At 42.1% G+C, this 16935-nt stretch carries 20 protein-coding genes; all 20 read right to left on the minus strand.

What is annotated here, in order from left to right; translation table 11 throughout:
* Positions 1-68 precede the first annotated feature (68 nt).
* Positions 69-1170, minus strand: a protein-coding gene (gene prfB, locus ABEQ24_RS18950; RefSeq protein WP_133312702.1) for a peptide chain release factor 2 whose coding sequence is annotated in 2 segments (ribosomal slippage) — positions 69-1097 and positions 1099-1170 — 1101 coding nt in all. Because the reading frame shifts where the segments join, the coding sequence is not laid out codon by codon here.
* Positions 1171-1227: 57 nt separating this feature from the next.
* Positions 1228-3738 (minus strand): preprotein translocase subunit SecA, encoded by a 2511-nt coding sequence (secA, locus tag ABEQ24_RS18955; protein WP_430008252.1) that lies wholly within the window; start codon positions 3736-3738, stop codon positions 1228-1230.
* A gap of 348 nt (positions 3739-4086) precedes the next feature.
* Positions 4087-4659: a ribosome hibernation-promoting factor, HPF/YfiA family gene (hpf, locus tag ABEQ24_RS18960; protein WP_070878191.1), complete on the minus strand. Its 573-nt coding sequence runs from the start codon at positions 4657-4659 to the stop codon at positions 4087-4089.
* Positions 4660-4865: 206 nt separating this feature from the next.
* A complete protein-coding gene (locus ABEQ24_RS18965; RefSeq protein ID WP_430008253.1) occupies positions 4866-5168 on the minus strand; it encodes a hypothetical protein in 303 nt (100 codons plus the stop codon).
* 79 nt (positions 5169-5247) lie between these two features.
* A complete protein-coding gene (locus ABEQ24_RS18970) occupies positions 5248-5598 on the minus strand; it encodes a flagellar protein FliT (RefSeq protein WP_430008254.1) in 351 nt (116 codons plus the stop codon).
* Entirely contained in the window at positions 5598-5999 is a 402-nt protein-coding gene (gene fliS, locus ABEQ24_RS18975; RefSeq protein WP_430008255.1) for a flagellar export chaperone FliS, read from the minus strand. Before fliS ends, ABEQ24_RS18970 begins: the two co-directional genes overlap by 1 nt.
* 16 nt (positions 6000-6015) lie before the next feature.
* A complete protein-coding gene (locus ABEQ24_RS18980; RefSeq protein WP_430008256.1) occupies positions 6016-7794 on the minus strand; it encodes a flagellar hook-associated protein 2 in 1779 nt (592 codons plus the stop codon).
* Between the two features lie 14 nt (positions 7795-7808).
* Positions 7809-8141, minus strand: coding sequence for a flagellar protein FlaG (flaG, locus tag ABEQ24_RS18985; protein WP_430008257.1), 333 nt, complete (start codon positions 8139-8141; stop codon positions 7809-7811).
* A gap of 253 nt (positions 8142-8394) precedes the next feature.
* Entirely contained in the window at positions 8395-9219 is an 825-nt protein-coding gene (locus ABEQ24_RS18990; protein ID WP_430008258.1) for a flagellin, read from the minus strand.
* A gap of 180 nt (positions 9220-9399) precedes the next feature.
* Complete coding sequence (csrA, locus tag ABEQ24_RS18995; protein WP_133312712.1) at positions 9400-9624, minus strand: carbon storage regulator CsrA; 225 nt, start codon at positions 9622-9624, stop codon at positions 9400-9402.
* Positions 9624-10052: a flagellar assembly protein FliW gene (gene fliW / locus ABEQ24_RS19000; RefSeq protein ID WP_430008259.1), complete on the minus strand. Its 429-nt coding sequence runs from the start codon at positions 10050-10052 to the stop codon at positions 9624-9626. The genes csrA and fliW overlap by 1 nt, the downstream gene beginning before the upstream one ends.
* Before the next feature lie 26 nt (positions 10053-10078).
* Entirely contained in the window at positions 10079-10648 is a 570-nt protein-coding gene (locus ABEQ24_RS19005; protein ID WP_430008260.1) for a DUF6470 family protein, read from the minus strand.
* Between the two features lie 42 nt (positions 10649-10690).
* Positions 10691-11572, minus strand: coding sequence for a flagellar hook-associated protein FlgL (gene flgL, locus ABEQ24_RS19010; protein WP_430008261.1), 882 nt, complete (start codon positions 11570-11572; stop codon positions 10691-10693).
* Positions 11573-11582: 10 nt separating this feature from the next.
* Positions 11583-13103, minus strand: a complete 1521-nt coding sequence (gene flgK / locus ABEQ24_RS19015) for a flagellar hook-associated protein FlgK (protein ID WP_430008262.1) — start codon at positions 13101-13103, stop codon at positions 11583-11585.
* A gap of 18 nt (positions 13104-13121) precedes the next feature.
* Positions 13122-13601 (minus strand): flagellar protein FlgN, encoded by a 480-nt coding sequence (locus ABEQ24_RS19020; RefSeq protein ID WP_430008263.1) that lies wholly within the window; start codon positions 13599-13601, stop codon positions 13122-13124.
* A gap of 17 nt (positions 13602-13618) precedes the next feature.
* The gene (gene flgM / locus ABEQ24_RS19025; protein ID WP_430008264.1) at positions 13619-13879 is read right to left on the minus strand and encodes a flagellar biosynthesis anti-sigma factor FlgM; all 261 of its coding nucleotides are present in this window, start codon (positions 13877-13879) and stop codon (positions 13619-13621) included.
* Positions 13880-13950: 71 nt separating this feature from the next.
* Positions 13951-14367: a TIGR03826 family flagellar region protein gene (locus tag ABEQ24_RS19030; protein ID WP_430008265.1), complete on the minus strand. Its 417-nt coding sequence runs from the start codon at positions 14365-14367 to the stop codon at positions 13951-13953.
* 57 nt (positions 14368-14424) lie between these two features.
* Positions 14425-15117 (minus strand): ComF family protein, encoded by a 693-nt coding sequence (locus tag ABEQ24_RS19035; protein WP_430008266.1) that lies wholly within the window; start codon positions 15115-15117, stop codon positions 14425-14427.
* Positions 15114-15398 (minus strand): late competence development ComFB family protein, encoded by a 285-nt coding sequence (locus ABEQ24_RS19040; protein WP_430008267.1) that lies wholly within the window; start codon positions 15396-15398, stop codon positions 15114-15116. The genes ABEQ24_RS19035 and ABEQ24_RS19040 overlap by 4 nt, the downstream gene beginning before the upstream one ends.
* 89 nt (positions 15399-15487) lie before the next feature.
* On the minus strand, positions 15488-16918 hold the full coding sequence (locus ABEQ24_RS19045) for a DEAD/DEAH box helicase (protein ID WP_430008268.1): 1431 nt from the start codon (positions 16916-16918) through the stop codon (positions 15488-15490).
* Positions 16919-16935 lie beyond the last annotated feature (17 nt).

A 16935-nucleotide genomic window follows, 5' to 3' on the forward strand; every position in this document is an offset into this window, starting at 1 on the left:
TCCTAATTTTCCGACCGTGCAGTTGGCCATAAAAAAGCAGCCGCCCAAAGGACAGCTGCTTCATTTCTTTATGAAAGTTTTGAACGCAAGTAAGCATCAATAAACGGATCCAAGTCCCCGTCCATGACACCTTGAACGTTTCCGCTCTCCGTACTTGTACGGTGATCTTTTACAAGAGAGTACGGGTGGAAAACGTAAGAACGGATCTGGGATCCCCAGCCGATTTCTTTTTGTTCTCCGCGGATTTCGTCAAGCTCTGCCTGCTGCTCGTCAAGCTTCAGCTGATAAAGCTTTGCCTGAAGCATTTTCATCGCTCTCTCACGGTTTTTAATCTGTGAGCGCTCAGTTTGGCAAGTCACAACCGTATTGGTAGGAACGTGTGTGATGCGGACGGCTGAGTCAGTTGTATTGATATGCTGACCGCCGGCACCGCTCGCACGGTACGTATCAATTTTCAGGTCCTCTGTGCGGATATCAATATCAATTTCATCATTGAATTCAGGCATCACTTCGCACGATACAAACGATGTATGGCGGCGGCCTGATGCATCAAACGGAGAAATACGGACAAGACGGTGAACACCTTTTTCCGCTTTCAAGTAACCGTAGGCGTTATGGCCTTTGAAAAGAAGCGTGACACTCTTGATGCCGGCTTCATCGCCAGGCAGATAATCAAGTGTTTCAACCTTAAAGCCTTTCTTTTCGCCCCAGCGGGTATACATGCGGAGCAGCATGGAACCCCAGTCCTGGGACTCCGTGCCGCCAGCGCCCGGATGAAGTTCAAGAATCGCATTGTTTTTGTCATGAGGCTCGCTTAATAGGAGCTGAAGCTCAAATTCGCTCATAGCCGTTGTCAGGTCTGTTACTTCACTTTCAAGTTCAGCATGAAGTTCAGCATCAAACTCTTCTTTTAAAAGCTCATGAGTCATTTCGAGATTTTCATGTGTTTCGTTCATTTCATTAAATTGATTGACCGCTTCTTTTAAAGCATTGCTTTCATTAATAACTGCCTGTGCTTCACTTTGACTGTCCCAGAAATTTGGATGGGACATCATTTCATCTAGCTCATCAATGCGAGCCTGTTTATGATCGAGGTCAAAGAGACCCCCTAAAAGCCGCTAATTTCTTAGCCATTTTTTCAAGTTCGTTCCGGATATCTGCTAGTTCCATCATAATTCTCCTCTAAAATGGGGTAAAGAGAGGTGCTTAACACCTCTCTTTCCTGATTTACTTACCGCAGCAGTTTTTGTATTTTTTGCCGCTTCCGCATACACATGCTTCATTTCGGCCAATTTCCATCTGCTTTTTCACAGGTTTTTTCTTAGGCGCCTCGTCTCCCTCTTTCGTGTGTGTGGCCTCCTGTGGTTTTGCAACTTCCTCACGCTCAAGGTTGTTGCGGATTTCTGCTTTCATGATATATTTTGCAGCATCTTCTTCAATCGATGCAATCATGTTTTCAAACATTGCAAAGCCTTCCATTTGATACTCGCGAAGCGGATCTGTCTGACCATATGCGCGAAGGTGAATACCTTGACGCAATTGATCCATCGCATCAATATGATCCATCCATTTCGTATCAACCGCACGAAGCAGAATAACCTTTTCGAATTCGCGCATCTGCTCTTCGCCGAACGCTTCTTCTTTTTGGCTGTAGCGTGCTTTTGTTTTCTCAAGCACAAGCTCTGTGATTTCTTCAGATTCTTTTCCTTTGAAATCATTCACTGTAAACACGCCTTCTTCAAGAAGATTGGCATTCAGATAATCAAGCAGTCCTTCAAGATTCCATTCCTCAGGAAGCTCGTCCTTAGGAGTGTACATCGCAACCACACGCTCAACAGTGGATGTAACCATTCCTTCAACGATGCTGCGAAGATTTTCTGAATCAATCACATCAAAGCGCTGCTTGTAAATAACTTCACGCTGCTGACGAAGAACATCATCATACTGCAGAAGCTGTTTACGCGCATCGAAGTTATTGCCCTCAACACGTTTTTGCGCAGATTCAACCGCACGGGTAACAATTTTACTTTGAATCGGCTGTGAATCATCCATTCCGAGACGGTCCATCATCGCCATCATATTCTCAGAACCGAAGCGTCTCATCAATTCATCTTCCATTGAAAGGTAGAATTGAGTCACACCAGGATCTCCCTGACGGCCGGAACGTCCGCGGAGCTGATTATCGATTCGGCGTGATTCATGACGCTCAGTACCGATTACAGCTAAACCGCCAAGCTCTCTTACACCAGGTCCAAGCTTGATATCCGTACCGCGTCCAGCCATGTTTGTTGCGATTGTAACAGAGCCTTGGTGACCGGCATTTTCGATAATTTCGGCTTCGCGCTCATGGTTCTTCGCATTAAGAACATTATGAGGAACACCTTTTTTCTTCAAAAGCTTAGAAATAAGCTCTGACGTTTCAACAGCGACTGTACCGACCAAAACGGGCTGTCCTGCAAAATAACGAGTCGTTACATCATCTACAACTGCTTTAAACTTGCCTTCCATTGAACGGTAAACAAGATCTGCGCGGTCATCACGAACAACATCACGGTTCGTCGGAATCGCAACAACCTGCATGTTGTAAATGTTGCGGAACTCCTCTTCTTCCGTTTTCGCTGTACCGGTCATACCGGAGAGCTTCTCGTACATGCGGAAGTAGTTCTGGAACGTAATCGTCGCAAGCGTCATGCTCTCATTTTGAATCTCAAGACCCTCTTTAGCTTCAATCGCCTGATGAAGACCATCACTGTAGCGGCGGCCTTTCATTAGACGTCCTGTAAACTGGTCAACGATGACAACATTTCCTTCTTCGACTACGTAATCTACATCATTGTGCATCACAACATGCGCTCTTAATGCCATATTAATATGATGATTCAATGAAACATGTGTAAGATCAAATAGATTTTCAATATGGAATGCTTTTTCAGCTTTGGACATCCCGTCTTCTGTCAGCTGAACGCCCTTTGTTTTTTCATCAAACGTATAATCCTCATCACGTTTAAGAGAACGGACAAAACCGTTTGCCTGCACATAAAGCATAGTTGACTTAGCAGCAGAGCCGGAAATAATCAGCGGTGTACGCGCTTCGTCAATCAAGATGGAGTCAACTTCATCAATAACAGCAAAATGAAGCGGACGCTGAACCATCTGCTCTTTGTAAAGCACCATGTTATCGCGCAAGTAATCAAAGCCTAATTCATTATTAGTAGAATACGTAACATCAGCCGCATAAGCTGCACGCTTTTCTTCTTTTGAAAGGCCGTTTGTATTTAAGCCTACCGTTAGACCAAGGAATTCATACAGCTTGCCCATTTCAACAGCATCACGGCTTGCCAAGTATTCATTGACTGTTACAACATGAACGCCTTTTCCAGAAAGAGCATTCAAATAAACAGGCATTGTGGAAGTCAATGTTTTACCTTCCCCTGTTTTCATCTCAGAGATATTCCCGTCATGAAGGGCAATACCCCCCATTAGCTGAACAGGATAAGGATATAAGCCAAGAACACGCTTTGAAGCTTCACGTACGACTGCGAATGCTTCAGTCAGAAGGTCGTTTACGCTTTCGCCTTTTGCAATGCGCCCTTTGAACTCCTCTGTTTTCGCTTTTAGATCTTCATCAGAAAGCTTCTCCATGTCTGATGCAAGCGACTCTATTTGATTAGCCATTTTTTCATATTTATTTAATGCACGTTTGTTAAAATCAAACACCTTATTTAAGATTCCAAGCATTTTATACGCTCCTCTGTCTAATGAAGTGCCATACATGAACAGTATTCATGAGAACCCGCTAGAAATTTCAAAACTATTATCTATTTTACCATATATTTAATGTTTTCAACAGTATATCGGGTATGCACACAAAAAGCATGTTTCTTGTTGAAAATATGGGCTGTTTTCGCATAGATTGATGTGTTTTCGATTATAAATGTATTTCGTTTCATTCCGCTTAGAGTTTTAACATTTTGTCTATAAGCGACAAAGATTATGAAAAGAACAAAAAAAATAAGACCAAGATAAAATCCGGTCACATTAAAATGCAGCCCGCTCGGTAGAACGGACTGCATTGGGTTATTGGTATTATTCAGTTGGTTCAATAATCGCGTATTTACCGTCTTTGCGCTGATAAACCACATTCGTTGTATTCGTTTCAGCATTTGTGAAAACGAAGAAATTATGGCCCAGCATGTTCATTTGAAGAATCGCTTCTTCACTGTCCATCGGCTTTAAGTTAAAGCGCTTTGTGCGGACAACTTGAATTTGATCTTCTTCTTCCTGAACAGCCGTTTGCGCCTGTGCACCTTCCGGCTCGTCTGTTCCATTAGCGAACATGAATTTAGCAGAACCCTGCTCGCGCAATTTGCGGTTTACTTTCGTTTTATGTTTACGGATCTGACGCTCAAGCTTGTTTGTCACAAGATCGATCGCAGCGTACATATCCTCGTTGTATTCCTCAGCACGCAACACTAAATTGGTCATTGGAATCGTCACTTCAATCTTTGATTCTTGATCATTGTAGAATTTTAAATTCACATTTACGTTTGCTTCAATTGAATCCTCAAAATAGCGTTCCAGTTTGCCGATTTTCTTCTCGACATACTCTCTTAAAGCTGGAGTTACCTCAATGTTTTCGCCTCTGACGTTATAATTCAAAATGAACTCCTCCTTTGTAAAGGATATGTAAACTTAATTCTTCTTTTCCCTCTAGTATTCCTGCTCAAACTTAAAAATAATGTTAAACGTTTGTGAATTTTGTTGAAGATTGCGGATGAACGTCTGGCCTGGAAGGATGTGAATAGAATATGCCGGGGAATCTTTATTTATTCTAAAGAAAAAATCCCATCCGGATACAGATGAGATTACTGGAGAATATATGGCATAAGGTATGCCTGAACCTCCCTTTTCCACTGGAGAAACAGGACGGAAAGCTCTTCTTTAATAAAAACCTGAAATGAAAACACATCGTCCTTATTTAATGTAAACGGCTTCAACACTTCAATGATCTGATCAAATAAGAGAATCTGATTTTGGAGATACTCATCTTCTCCAGCCAGGTGAAACATGCCGGAATGTTTCGTATCTATTTGGATGAACGCATCCACAAGATCGTCCATGACATGCTCGCCTTCTGTGTATTCCATCGATGAAAAGCTCTGAATCAAAAAGACCAAGTCCTCCTCAATGCAATTCAGCAATTCATTATAGGCATAAAAGAGCTCATATTCACTTTGTGTGAGGAGGTTATTTCCGTTTATCATAATACATCCCGTCCACTGATGCGTTCTGATAAGGATTAATATACTTCTGATTCGATGTTTTTTGGACTCTAAGCCTGGTTATATCATTTTTGATTTCCTGTTTCAGCAGATTCAGCTTGTCATGAATGATGGCGTTCCATTCGTTAATCTCTTTGCCAAGCTGTTTTTCCTCACGATTGTACGGAGGCTTCAGCTGATGGATCAGGCTGTCACGCTGTTCAATCCACTCCTGGATGTTCACGATGTGGCTGTCTCTCATGTCTTTATCCCCGGCACCGTGCACTTCTGACAGCAATTGCTTTGTAAGCTGATGCAGTTTGTTTACGGCACTCACTACACCTGACCGCCTTGCCCGAACTGCTGCTTGCGGTTCGATTGAATCACTTGCTTCCACGCATCGCGGAACTCCGTTACATACTCTTCCACTTCATGAAGAATTTCCAAATCGTTTGATATATTAGCTTCTACTAAACGGCGATTTATATAGTCATACATCGCCATCATCGATTCTGATACAGCAGCTTCAGGATTTAACGTGATCATCAGCTCCTGAATAATCCGCTGTGCTTTTTGAAGATTGAGGTTTTTCTCTTGCGTATTTTTCTGCTGAATTGCCTGGCGTGCCTGCTTAATAAACTTAAGACAGCCATTATAAAGCATCAGCGTTAATTCGCCCGGTGAAGCTGTACTCACAGAATTTTGCTGATACGCTTGATAAGGGTTGTTAAGTGCCATATTTATTCCTCCTTTTTTAACCGAATTGCTGCATAAGATAACTCATTTGTTCATTTGAACGCTGAATCGCTTTTTCCATCGCCGTGAACTGCGCCCAATAGCGGTCTTCCACTTGCGTTAACCTGTCTTCAAACCGATTAATTTGATTGTCAATCGATGAAAGGTTTCTGCCGATTGTAAACTGCTGGCTAGTTGAGCTTGAAGTTCCTGCCTTGGCATTCAGCTTATCCATTGTAGTCTTCAGATTGTCATAGAGATTTGTGATAATCCCTTTTTCACCGCTTGTCGCACCGCTGCTTGTGAATAGCTTCTCCACACCTTCAGGGTTCTCTTCAATCGCTTTTTTCAGCTTCGCTTCATCGATAATCAGCTTGCCGCCTTCACGATAGTTCGAAGTAGTTGAGATACCAATGTTAGACAGATGAGTGAAAGACGAGCCAGATGCGGCTGATAGAGTAGAATAAAAATCTGAACGCATTTGGCTGAGTGCACCCGTTAAGATGGAGTCTTTTCTGAGCAGTCCGCTTTGCGCCTTTTCATCCCATTGTTCCTGCTGTTTATCCGTCAGAGATTCGCGCTCTTCATCCGACAGCGGCTGGTAATCACGGTAGCGTGTTTCATCTGTTTTACCCTGAATTTTAGCAATGGTTTCATTATATAGAGTCACAAACTTTTTAATGTTGTCGAAGACAGCGTTCGTGTCGTTTGTGATGTTAATGGAAACGGCAGGGTCTGCTGCTGTGAATGTGTCTTTTAGAGTAAAGGTAACTCCGCTCATTTCAAAGGTGTTCGATGTACGCTCTGTTGAAAGACCATTGATCGTGAATTTTGCGTTCTGGCCGCCCGTTTCCGTTCCAGAACCAAATCTCAGCACATTGTTCAAGAAACCGGTAGAAGTAATGATTTCATTGCCAGCTGTATTAAAGTCACCTGTCTCTTTTCTGGTCAGCGTAATTTTATCTGAAAAAGAATCATATAAAGCGGTAACACCCAGCTGAGATGAGTTTATTTTATTAAAAACGGTATTTAAGGAATCTGTTCCCTTGATCAGAAAATTTTCTTTGATTTGCCCTTTGGACGTGTGTGTCTGCATATCAAAAGACATGTAATTGTCTGTACTGTCGATTACGTAATCCACTTTTACTGTACTGCCTTTTTTGACAGTCTCTCCGAATGTGAGATTGCCGGCACTGTCTACCTGTACTTCTCCAGCCTGCGGCGTTCCTGTTACTAGAGTAAACGATTTTCCGTCCACTTTTACGACTGCATCTTTATCAAAGTTTTTAAGAACTTCTCCGCTCTCTAATGTCAGTTTTAAAGAACTTCCATCGGCAGCAGCAGTAATCGTCTGATTTTTCACCGTCCCTGTCTGCCAGTTGAAATTCTGGTTGGCAAACGAATCTTTGATTTCGTAAAGAGACTTTGAAGGATCAACCTTTGATCCGGATGCCGAGATGGCACCAGCGTTAACTTTAGTTGCAGCAGTTGCCAGCTGGTCTACCTTCGAAATACTATAAGAAGATGTACTAGCAGAACTCGTCGCAGTTGCCGTTACCTTATCGGAGTTCGAGCTGTTCGTTGCCCGTGCACGGTAGTTGCTGGAGAACTTCATATCAAATGTCGCATTACGAAATGTAAACAGAAGGCTGTTCATTTCCCGATAGCCGTCCCGCTGCCACTCGAGCGTCTGTTTGCTTTGCTTTAATTTATTTAGCGGCATTCTCTCTGCTTTCATAAGATCGGCTACAAGCGAATCAATGTCCATCCCGCTTGCTAAACCACCTATTCGAACCATGCTGAATCACCTCTTTAAATTTTCTTATCTACAACAAAGCCAAGGAACTCTGTCATAGCTGCATATAAATCGAGCATTTTTTTCGATGGAATTTCTCGTACAATCTCTTTTGTTTGATTATCAACAACTGTTACGTAATATTCATTTAGCTTTTCATGCAGCTGGAATTGAATATGCGTGTTAGTAGGCTGCAGAAAATCATTCATGCCATTTATCACTTTTTTTAATTCATCTTTGGGAAAAACAGGTTTGTATTCTTCTTTATTATGTTCTGGAAGTTTAATAGGTATTGTGTCGATTTCTGAGATGCGCGGACCAGGCTGCGATGACATTTTTTCGATCATCATGGTGGGTCGCTCCTTGGATTTTATTCTATTTGTAATATCGGATGTTTTAAGAATTTTTTACACTTTATATCAAAACATTTTATTTTTGTTGGAAAGCAAGACATAAAAATAGAACTACTATCTCTTCTTAGCAGTTCTTAATTTTTTTATTTATTTTGATTTTAATATTCAGGAAAACTGATTTTGTATTGCACACATCTATTAATGAAAGAGGAACCCTCATTACTAGGGTTCCATGTATAAAATACCTGTATTAACGTAATAATTGTAAAACGCCTTGAGGAGCCTGGTTGGCTTGAGCTAGCATAGCTTGAGAAGCTTGAGCAAGGATAGAGTTCTTAGTTTGCTCCATCATAGTTTTAGCCATGTCTGTATCTCTGATACGAGACTCAGCTGCAGTTAAGTTTTCAGATGTAGTTCCAAGATTATTGATGGTATGTTCTAAACGGTTTTGAACAGCTCCTAAGTTAGAACGGTTTTCAGAAACAGTGTTAATAGCATCTTGGATTTTTGTTAAATTAGCTTTTGCAGTTGCGTTAGTTCCATCTAATGCTACAAGCCCAGCAGCAGTATCTACTCCTAATGTTGCTGCTTTGTTATCAGTCAAAGTAAGAGTGATCGTTTCGTCAGCATTTGCACCTACTTGAAATACAACATCACTTGTACCATCAAGTAATGATTTCGTATTAAATTTTGTTTGTGTAGCAACATTATCGATTTGGGCAGATAATTCTACTAGTTCAGCTTGAATTTTATCAGAATCATCTGTAGTTAGTGTTTCGTTTGCAGCTTGAGTAGTTAACTCTGCCATACGTTGTAGCATAGCATGTGTTTCGTTTAATGCACCTTCAGCTGTTTGAATTAAAGAAATACCATCTTGAGCGTTACGAGATGCTTGATCTAATCCACGTACTTGGTTACGCATCTTTTCTGAAATTGCAAGACCTGCCGCATCATCTGCAGAACGGTTAATTTTCATTCCTGATGACAACTTCTCCATTGACTTAGCTTGTGCATTGTTTGCATTTCCAAGCTGACGGTAAGTGTTCATTGCTGAAATATTATGATTAATTCTCATTTTAAAATTTCCTCCTTGAAATAAGTGTAGTAATCCACATCCATGTGAATTCTTATATACTAGCAGTCGCAACGGTCGGCCGCCTGTTGGTTCTGCTTGTTACACTTCTTATATCGACATGTTCTGGAGTTGTTTTATAGCATTTAGAAAATTTCATAAAAAAACCTTAAGCGAATGTGCTTAAGGTTTTCTGTTCTTCAATTGAGCAAGCATATCTAAAGATACTTCTGCTGCTTTGTTATTTTCTTCTTGAATGGAGAGGTAGATTTCTTTTCTATGAATATCTACATTTTTAGGAGCGTTAATACCGATTTTGACTTGATCGCCAGCGATAGATATCACTGAAAGTTCAATATCATCGCCAATTTGAATGGCTTCTCCCGTTTTTCTGGTTAAGACAAGCATTATGCTCCCTCCCATAAACGGTGTTTGGTTGTGTACTCCGGCTGGTTTAGGATGAGCTGCTTGCCCAATTTTTTGCCTTTATTTAAGATCAGCGGACCTTGTAAATTTGCCGTTGAGTTCGTAAACGGATCACTCACTGTTAAAATCACAAACACTTCGACATCATTTGGAGATTCTATCATTAGTAATTCTTTTGTTGATTCATCCAAATCAAATTCATAGTCTTTGAAAAAGACAAAAGGGCTCGTTACGACAAATGCTGTGTTTTGGGATTGAACGGATTGCAGAATAAAGAATGACGAGTCATCTTCAAGCGGAAGCATGATAAAGTGCTTCTCTTCAATAAATCCTGGAATCCCATGTTCAAAGGTGATCTTTTGGGCTTCATCAATTGTTGCTTCCCCATGATATTTCGTTTGAATTAACATGCTTCACATTCCTTTTTTTGAGTCTATTAAATCTTTCTGTCGATTGAAACGAAGTCTATCTTCAGCTGGTTTTTTTCAGCAAGTTCCACTTTGACCTCTCCAGCTTGATACTCCATGATCGGCTTGTTGATTTTGCTCTCAATGATCGGAGCATTTCTTTGTACATCGATTTTCACTTCAGCAGGCTGATAGTCGAGCTTGACGCTAAAATGTGATGGAAGAAAGCCAATGTTAAATTGCTTGATTTCGCGTTCGCTGTTTTTTTTCGCCTGAGCCGTAAGAGGCTTGCCGCCATTTTCAATTCTCATTTGTTCGTCGCCTTGCTGGATTCGTCTTGCAATACCGGAGAGAACATCTTGATGACCTTGATCTGCCGCTTCAGCTATCCGCTTAGAAATATGCTTTAAATCAACATCTTCTCTGGCTTTTGTCTGATCGATTGTTAGCTTACCTGGTGTAGTTTGAATGGATAGCTCTGCTTTAGGCTGCTGGATGGACAGGTCCGCTTTGGGCTGCTGAATATCAAGTGAAGCATTGACCGTTTCTAAACCTAGTTTAGCAAACCGGCTTTCCAGTCTTATTTGAGGAATGTTCATGTTTGTCCTCCTAGTAAAAAAGCTATCTTATAAAAAGATAGCTTATCTTAAAAAGTCCATTAATGTTGGCTGTATGATTCTTGCGCCGACCGATAAGGCAGCGCGGTGGATGCTTTCTTGTGCCGTCATATCCATGATGACCTTCTCTAAATCTGCATCTTCATTTTCAGAAAGGATGCGCGTGGAGACAATTTCTTGTTTGCCTACTCGATCTTCGATTAGCTCTAAGCGGTTGTACCTCGCTCCAAGCTCTGCACGTTCTGCTGACATTAAGTCCATTTTTCCGTCAAGATCAGAAAGTAATCCGTCTAGTCCGGAGGCATCACCTGAACTTAACGCCTTTTCTATTGAGCCCATCACTGCAAATAAATCCTCGCTGAAAACATTGTCGGAATTAATATTCGCTTTCAATTGAACACCTTTAGAAACCTCAATTTCAAAGGGTGATTTATCAATATTTACCGTTACTGTTCCATCTGCATTCAAAGTAACAGGTGCCTTTTTCGTTTCAGTCCCATTAAAAATATAATTCCCTGCCACCTGCGTATTCGCAGAACCGACTAAATCTTCTTTCAGCTGTTTAATCTCGGCACCGATTGCTTTTAAATCTTCAGGTCCGTTCGTGCCGTTACTGGCTTGAACCATCAGTTCACGCACGCGCTGCAAAACTTGTGTTCCTTGTTCAATCCCGGCCTCTGAGTTTTCCATCCACTGATAGGTCTCAGAAATATTGCGCTGGTATTGTTCGACTTCGGTTAAGTTTGTGCGATAGTGCATTCCCTTCATGGCTACCACCGGATCATCTGAAGGACGGTTGATTTTTTTGCCGGTTGCGAGCTGATCCTGGTAGGTGCCCATTTTTTCATAGCTTTTACTTAAATTGCGGAGTGAGTTGCCTGCTAGCATGCTTTGGGTTACGCGCATGACTGTTCACCTACCTTCTTAGTCCGTTAATAATGGTATCGAGCATTTCATCCTGCAGTGAGATCATTTTGGCTGAAGCATTGTATGCGTGCTGGAATTGGATCATGTTTGTCATTTCTTCATCCAGTGAGACAGCGCTGACTGACTGGCGGCGCTGGTCGACTGCTGAACGGAGCACATCGCTGTTGCTGACTAAGCGGTTTGCTTCCTGTGCATCAACGGCCATGCCTCCAATTAAGCTTTCATAAAAATCCTGGATCGTTGTCGTTTTGCCTCCGATTGAGAAGGTCTGATTCTTCACTTCTGCAAGTGCAAGCGCATTTTTGCCATCACCGATGTTGCCATTTGAAGAAGCTGCAATGTTATCAGTTGAGTCAATGATAGACTGATGAAGGGTTAACAAAGATGCTGCGTCTTTTGGCGGATCTGTCATGTTAGTAAAATCAAAAAACGGTGTACTGCTTGCCCCGCCTTCCTCAATTCTCTTGATGCTGTATCCTGCCTCCTGAACTTTGTTCACTTCAGTTGCAAAGCTGTAAGCCAGCTGATCAAGCTGTCCAAGCATTTCCGGATACAGCCCGGCTGCTTCTCCGTCAAGATTGTATCCGTACGAATCGATTAGACTGCGGATTTCTCCAACACTGCCAAAATCTTTTACATCTATTTTATTTGACCCGATAGAAACTGAGTCTGCTAGTCCATTATCAGAAGAAAAGTCAATGCTGATTTCATTGACGGCTTTACTTTTACCATCAACTAAAGTTCCAAGAGATTTACCACTCGAATCCATGATTTCAATGGTGACAGAGCCTTCTGCTATAGAAAGCGAGTTCCCGCCGCTTTTTTCGTTCGAAATTTTAATGTTCGCAAGACCTGATAACTGATCAAGCAGGCGATCGCGTTCATCGTATAGATCGTTCGCCAGGTAGCCATGCGGTTCTATCTCAGAAATTTGTTTATTGATGCTGTTAATTTGCTTTGCCAGTGAATTGATTTCTTTTGTCGATACTTCTAATTCACTTTTCAATTCTCCCTGTACAGCTTTAAGAGAAGTTGATAAGTATTTGAACGTTTCTGCCACTGCAGCCCCGCGTTCGCGGACAACCGCACGCGCCCCTGCATTTGTAGGATTCAACGCAAGGTCCTGCATCGACTGCCAGAAGCGGTCAAAGCTTTTGGAAAGACCCGTTTCCGATGGCTCGTTCATGATCTCTTCCATTTTCAAAAGAGAATCGGCACGAGAATCCCAGTAGCCTACTTTGTTATTTTCATAGCGGAATTGTGTATCGAGAAAGCTGTCTCTCACCCGCTCAATGGTTCCCGCTTCAACACCCGTGCCAATTTGACCCGGAAACTCAGGTCGGTTCATGGATGGTGCAGGATATGGCTCTGTCTGCACAAAATTAACACGCTGTCGTGTGTAGCCTGGCGTGTTGGCGTTTGCAATATTATGTCCAGTTGTATTTAAGGCGCTTTGCTGTGTAAACATACCTCTTTTTGCGATTTCAAGACCTGAAAAAGTCGAGCGCAAGGTTCATTCCTCCGAGCATTAGGCTTTTGAATCAAATAAAGATCTTCGTTTTGGTACTGAAGCCGTTCCGCCCGGAGGCTTATAGGCTGGAGATTGTTCCTTCGGCATCAGCATGTCCAAAGAGATTGAGACAAACTGCAGGGCCTGGATGGTCAGCTGCTGATTCAGCTTGTTCGCGTTCTTCAGCTTCTCCATAACTTCTGTTAATGACTGAAAAAGACCTGAAAATTTTTCTTTGTCTGCTCCCTCTGCTTTTTCAATGCAGGCTGATAAAGTTAAATCATTTTCACGTTTTAAATAAGCCGAAGCAAGGGCGATCCGTTCATTTTCCACTTGCCTGATGGCCTGTACATAGATTTGTTCCTGCTTGAGTGTTTGCTGCAACACAGTCAGGTCTTCTGTCTTCAGGGCTTCTGTTTTCGTTTGAGCTAATTGATACAGCTGCTGATTCAGCCCGAGCAGCTTTTCAAGTTTTAGAATTAATGAATGTGCTGACACTGCAAGTCCTCCCGAATCTACTTTTGATAGTGTTTAATCACGCTGCTCGCGATAGCTTTTGGATCAATCGTATAGGTGCCTGTTTCCACCTGTTTTTTTATGGCAGCTACTTTTTCCTGTCTTGCCTGATCAATGGCATTTTGCTGCTGAAGCTCTTTAGCCTGTGTTGAGATTTCAACTTTATCCTGCTTTTTTGCCGGCTGCGCTGCTTCCTGCTGCTTTTCTGTATTTCGTTTATAAGGGTTTATCCCTGCTGAGTTTAAGTGATTGATCTTCATCCCTTTTCCTCCATTCTTTCGTTCTTCACGTTACTGTTTATATCGGCTGAAAAAAGTCGTTGTTAATATATTTAGGTATTTTTAGGCTGAATGGTATAGTAGGTTGCCTGCTTTTCTGTGACTTTTTGCCGGCGTTCTTCTTCTTGCTCTAATTCAAACAGCTGGGTTTTGATGTCTTTTCCGCATGAAGTGCAGAGGTTGTTTTCTCTGATCAGCTTTCCGCATTTCCGGCACGGATATCCAAGGTTTGGAAAGTTAGCCAGCTGAATTCTGCCTTGTCTGATGAATTTCAGAATCAAGTCTTCTTCTACATCTGTTTGTTCTTCCACCTCGAAAAGTGTTGCCATTCGATTTTTACTCTGCTTTAAAAAGCCGTAAACCACTTCGAATTTTTGTTCTACTTCTTTATAACATGCATCACAGACGGTTTTAAACTGTGTTCTCACAAATAGCTGGTAGCATTCCGGACAGTTCGATAGTTCTCCCATTGATGATTCTCCTATCATTGTACTATATCTTTACTATCGGAAGCTGGCTGAAAACGTTTAGCCCCGGACGAGCGTAAGTGAAGAAACAGTTTCAGCGCCGTTGCCGATTAGAAGTTTGGCTGCGTGTCTGATTGTGGTTCCTGTTGTATAAATATCGTCAATCAGCAGCAGTTTTTTTCCGTATATTTCAGAGGCATTATCAATGTAAAAAACATTTTCAGTCTGAAGGCGTTCCGTTCTTGTTTTCTTGGATTGTTTTTCTAAGTGAATTCGCATGAGCGGTTCGCGGATGGGGGCATTGAGCAAGTCAGCCAGCAGGCGGGCCTGATTGAACCCTCGTTCATAAAGCCGTTCTTTACTTAGGGGAATGGGGGCAATAAGATAATCCTTTGAGAAGTGTTCCAAGAAGACGGTTCGGAGGGGGGATGAAAAGAGATCCGCTAATTGGGCATCGCTTCTATATTTATATCTGGCAATCAGCTCTTTCATAAATTCATTGTACTGATATACAGATCGATTACCCGCAAGAACGCTGCCAAACACAGGATCTGCTTGCCATCTTTCACAGTCATAGCAGGTCTCAGCATTCGATTGAGGCCGATCACATATTGGACATGCAGTCTCCCCAATCAAACTGAACTTAGATGAACAAACAGAACAGCAGGCAGTTCCTTGCTCATCTAAAAAAAATACGCTCCTCCAGGAGACAGTTCTTTCAAGCTCAGCATGGCAAATGAGACATTTGCTCATATCTCACCTCTCACATAAGTTTCGCACCGCGGCATGTTTGAGACCATTTTTGCACATTCAGCTAAATTGACGATTAAAGACGTCATCTGCTGTTTGTCGACAAATTCAGCTTTTACATATGCAACCTTCTCAGGATTGGTTACATATCTTGGCTGAACACGGTTTAAAACAAGGGCAAGCACGTCATTTAAGCATTCTTCACACGTACAGGACATCTGCAGGGCACTCTTATATTCATATAATAAATCAATCATGATTCGTTCCATCGCATTTACTACCAACGCTCTATCCCCTGTCTGTTTATCTTTTAAATGATTATGCCACAGAAGGAATATGTTGGATAGAAATAACACTTTAAACAGTTACAAAGTCACTTCTTCGCCTCTTCATTCATCATTTGAATGTGCTTTTTGGCACGGAGCATCGCTTCTGTTTTCCCGTAATGGAAAAAGCGAACATCGCCGCTTGGATACTTCGCACTTCTGCCTGCCCGGCCGGCAATTTGCACAAGTGCGCTCTCTGTAAATACGCTGTCCTCTGCACCTAACACAGCGACATCAGAATTCGGGATGGTGACGCCTCTTTCTAAAATAGTGGTTGTAATCATAATGGGAATCCCTCCATTTCGGAAGCGCTGAACCTTTTCCTTGCGGTTCGGGTCTTCTGCATAAACTCCTTCTATTAGAGGGTTCTGCTTTTTTAATAGAGCCGTTGTTTCTTCTAATACCGGGATGGATGATACGAACAGAAAGGCTTGTTTTTGATTTTCCAGATGGGAAGTGATCCATGCTTGAACGTTTTTGGGAAGGCTGCCTTTTTGAATGGCGCGTTTGTAATTTCCGCACCATGAAAAGTCAGGTACAGGAAGAGGATGACCATGGTATCTCTGTGGGATTTTGACTTGATTGACGATTTGTTTTTTCAGGGCAGCGGATGGAGTTGCGGTTAAATAAATAAGGGTACTGTGTTCTTTTTTTGCCCGTTCTGCAGCAAACTGGAGACTTTGATCAGCTGAGTAAGGAAAGGCATCAACTTCATCTATGACCATTAAATCAAACGTTTGTTTAAAACGGAGAAGCTGGTGGGTTGTGGCTATAGTGAGGCTGGCACGCTTAAATCGGTCTTCGCTTCCACCAAATAGAGCGGCAATTTCCGCTTGAGGAAAAACGGACTTAAGTCTCGGAGCGAGTTCGAGAACAACATCTGTGCGGGGAGTAGCAATGCAGACTTGCTTTCTCTCAAGTAAGGCTTGTTCAATTCCTTTAAAGAGCATTTCTGTTTTTCCTGCACCGCATACAGCCCATATGAGCAGATCACTTTTATTTTTTAGAGCATCAAGCATGCGGTCTGACCCTTTTTGCTGCTCTTTTGATAGCTGCCCGTCCCATTGCATCGCATTAAATTCAGGCTGCTGGAACTCTGATTCAGGACCTGTCCATTCAAGAAGAGGTGTACATTCGCTGACTCTTCCCATAAGGATGCAGGCGCGGCAATAAGAGCAATGTTCACCGCACCTTGCACACTTAAAAGCACCGATCATGCTTAGATCACTGTTATTGCAGCGATTGCATTTTTGTCTTTTATTCACTTTCTCCAAGCCATACTCATATTTAATATAGCCGTTCTCATAATGCTGTTGTATGATTTCGAATGGAAATGGGATTTCATCAATGAGCAGCTTTCTTCCCTGAAGGTGTTTTTGGAGGTCTTTGGAATATGCAGACGATGGATTGATTTGGCTAACACGGAGGTGATGCTTTGAAATTGGGAGTCCTTCTTCGATTTTCTCTGTGGGTTTCAACAATCCGTTATGTATGA

The sequence above is a fragment of the Metabacillus idriensis genome (assembly GCF_050483325.1).
Taxonomy (GTDB): domain Bacteria; phylum Bacillota; class Bacilli; order Bacillales; family Bacillaceae; genus Bacillus_P; species Bacillus_P idriensis_A.

Coding starts and splice junctions, on each gene's coding strand:
- secA (WP_430008252.1), bottom strand. CDS start 3,738: ATGCTTGGAATCTTAAATAAGGTGTTTGATTTTAACAAACGTGCATTA.
- fliS (WP_430008255.1), bottom strand. CDS start 5,999: ATGGCACTTAACAACCCTTATCAAGCGTATCAGCAAAATTCTGTGAGT.
- ABEQ24_RS18980 (WP_430008256.1), bottom strand. CDS start 7,794: ATGGTTCGAATAGGTGGTTTAGCAAGCGGGATGGACATTGATTCGCTT.
- flaG (WP_430008257.1), bottom strand. CDS start 8,141: ATGATGATCGAAAAAATGTCATCGCAGCCTGGTCCGCGCATCTCAGAA.
- ABEQ24_RS18990 (WP_430008258.1), bottom strand. CDS start 9,219: ATGAGAATTAATCATAATATTTCAGCAATGAACACTTACCGTCAGCTT.
- csrA (WP_133312712.1), bottom strand. CDS start 9,624: ATGCTTGTCTTAACCAGAAAAACGGGAGAAGCCATTCAAATTGGCGAT.
- fliW (WP_430008259.1), bottom strand. CDS start 10,052: ATGTTAATTCAAACGAAATATCATGGGGAAGCAACAATTGATGAAGCC.
- ABEQ24_RS19005 (WP_430008260.1), bottom strand. CDS start 10,648: ATGAACATTCCTCAAATAAGACTGGAAAGCCGGTTTGCTAAACTAGGT.
- flgL (WP_430008261.1), bottom strand. CDS start 11,572: ATGCGCGTAACCCAAAGCATGCTAGCAGGCAACTCACTCCGCAATTTA.
- flgM (WP_430008264.1), bottom strand. CDS start 13,879: ATGAAGATCAATCACTTAAACTCAGCAGGGATAAACCCTTATAAACGA.
- ABEQ24_RS19030 (WP_430008265.1), bottom strand. CDS start 14,367: ATGGGAGAACTATCGAACTGTCCGGAATGCTACCAGCTATTTGTGAGA.
- ABEQ24_RS19035 (WP_430008266.1), bottom strand. CDS start 15,117: ATGAGCAAATGTCTCATTTGCCATGCTGAGCTTGAAAGAACTGTCTCC.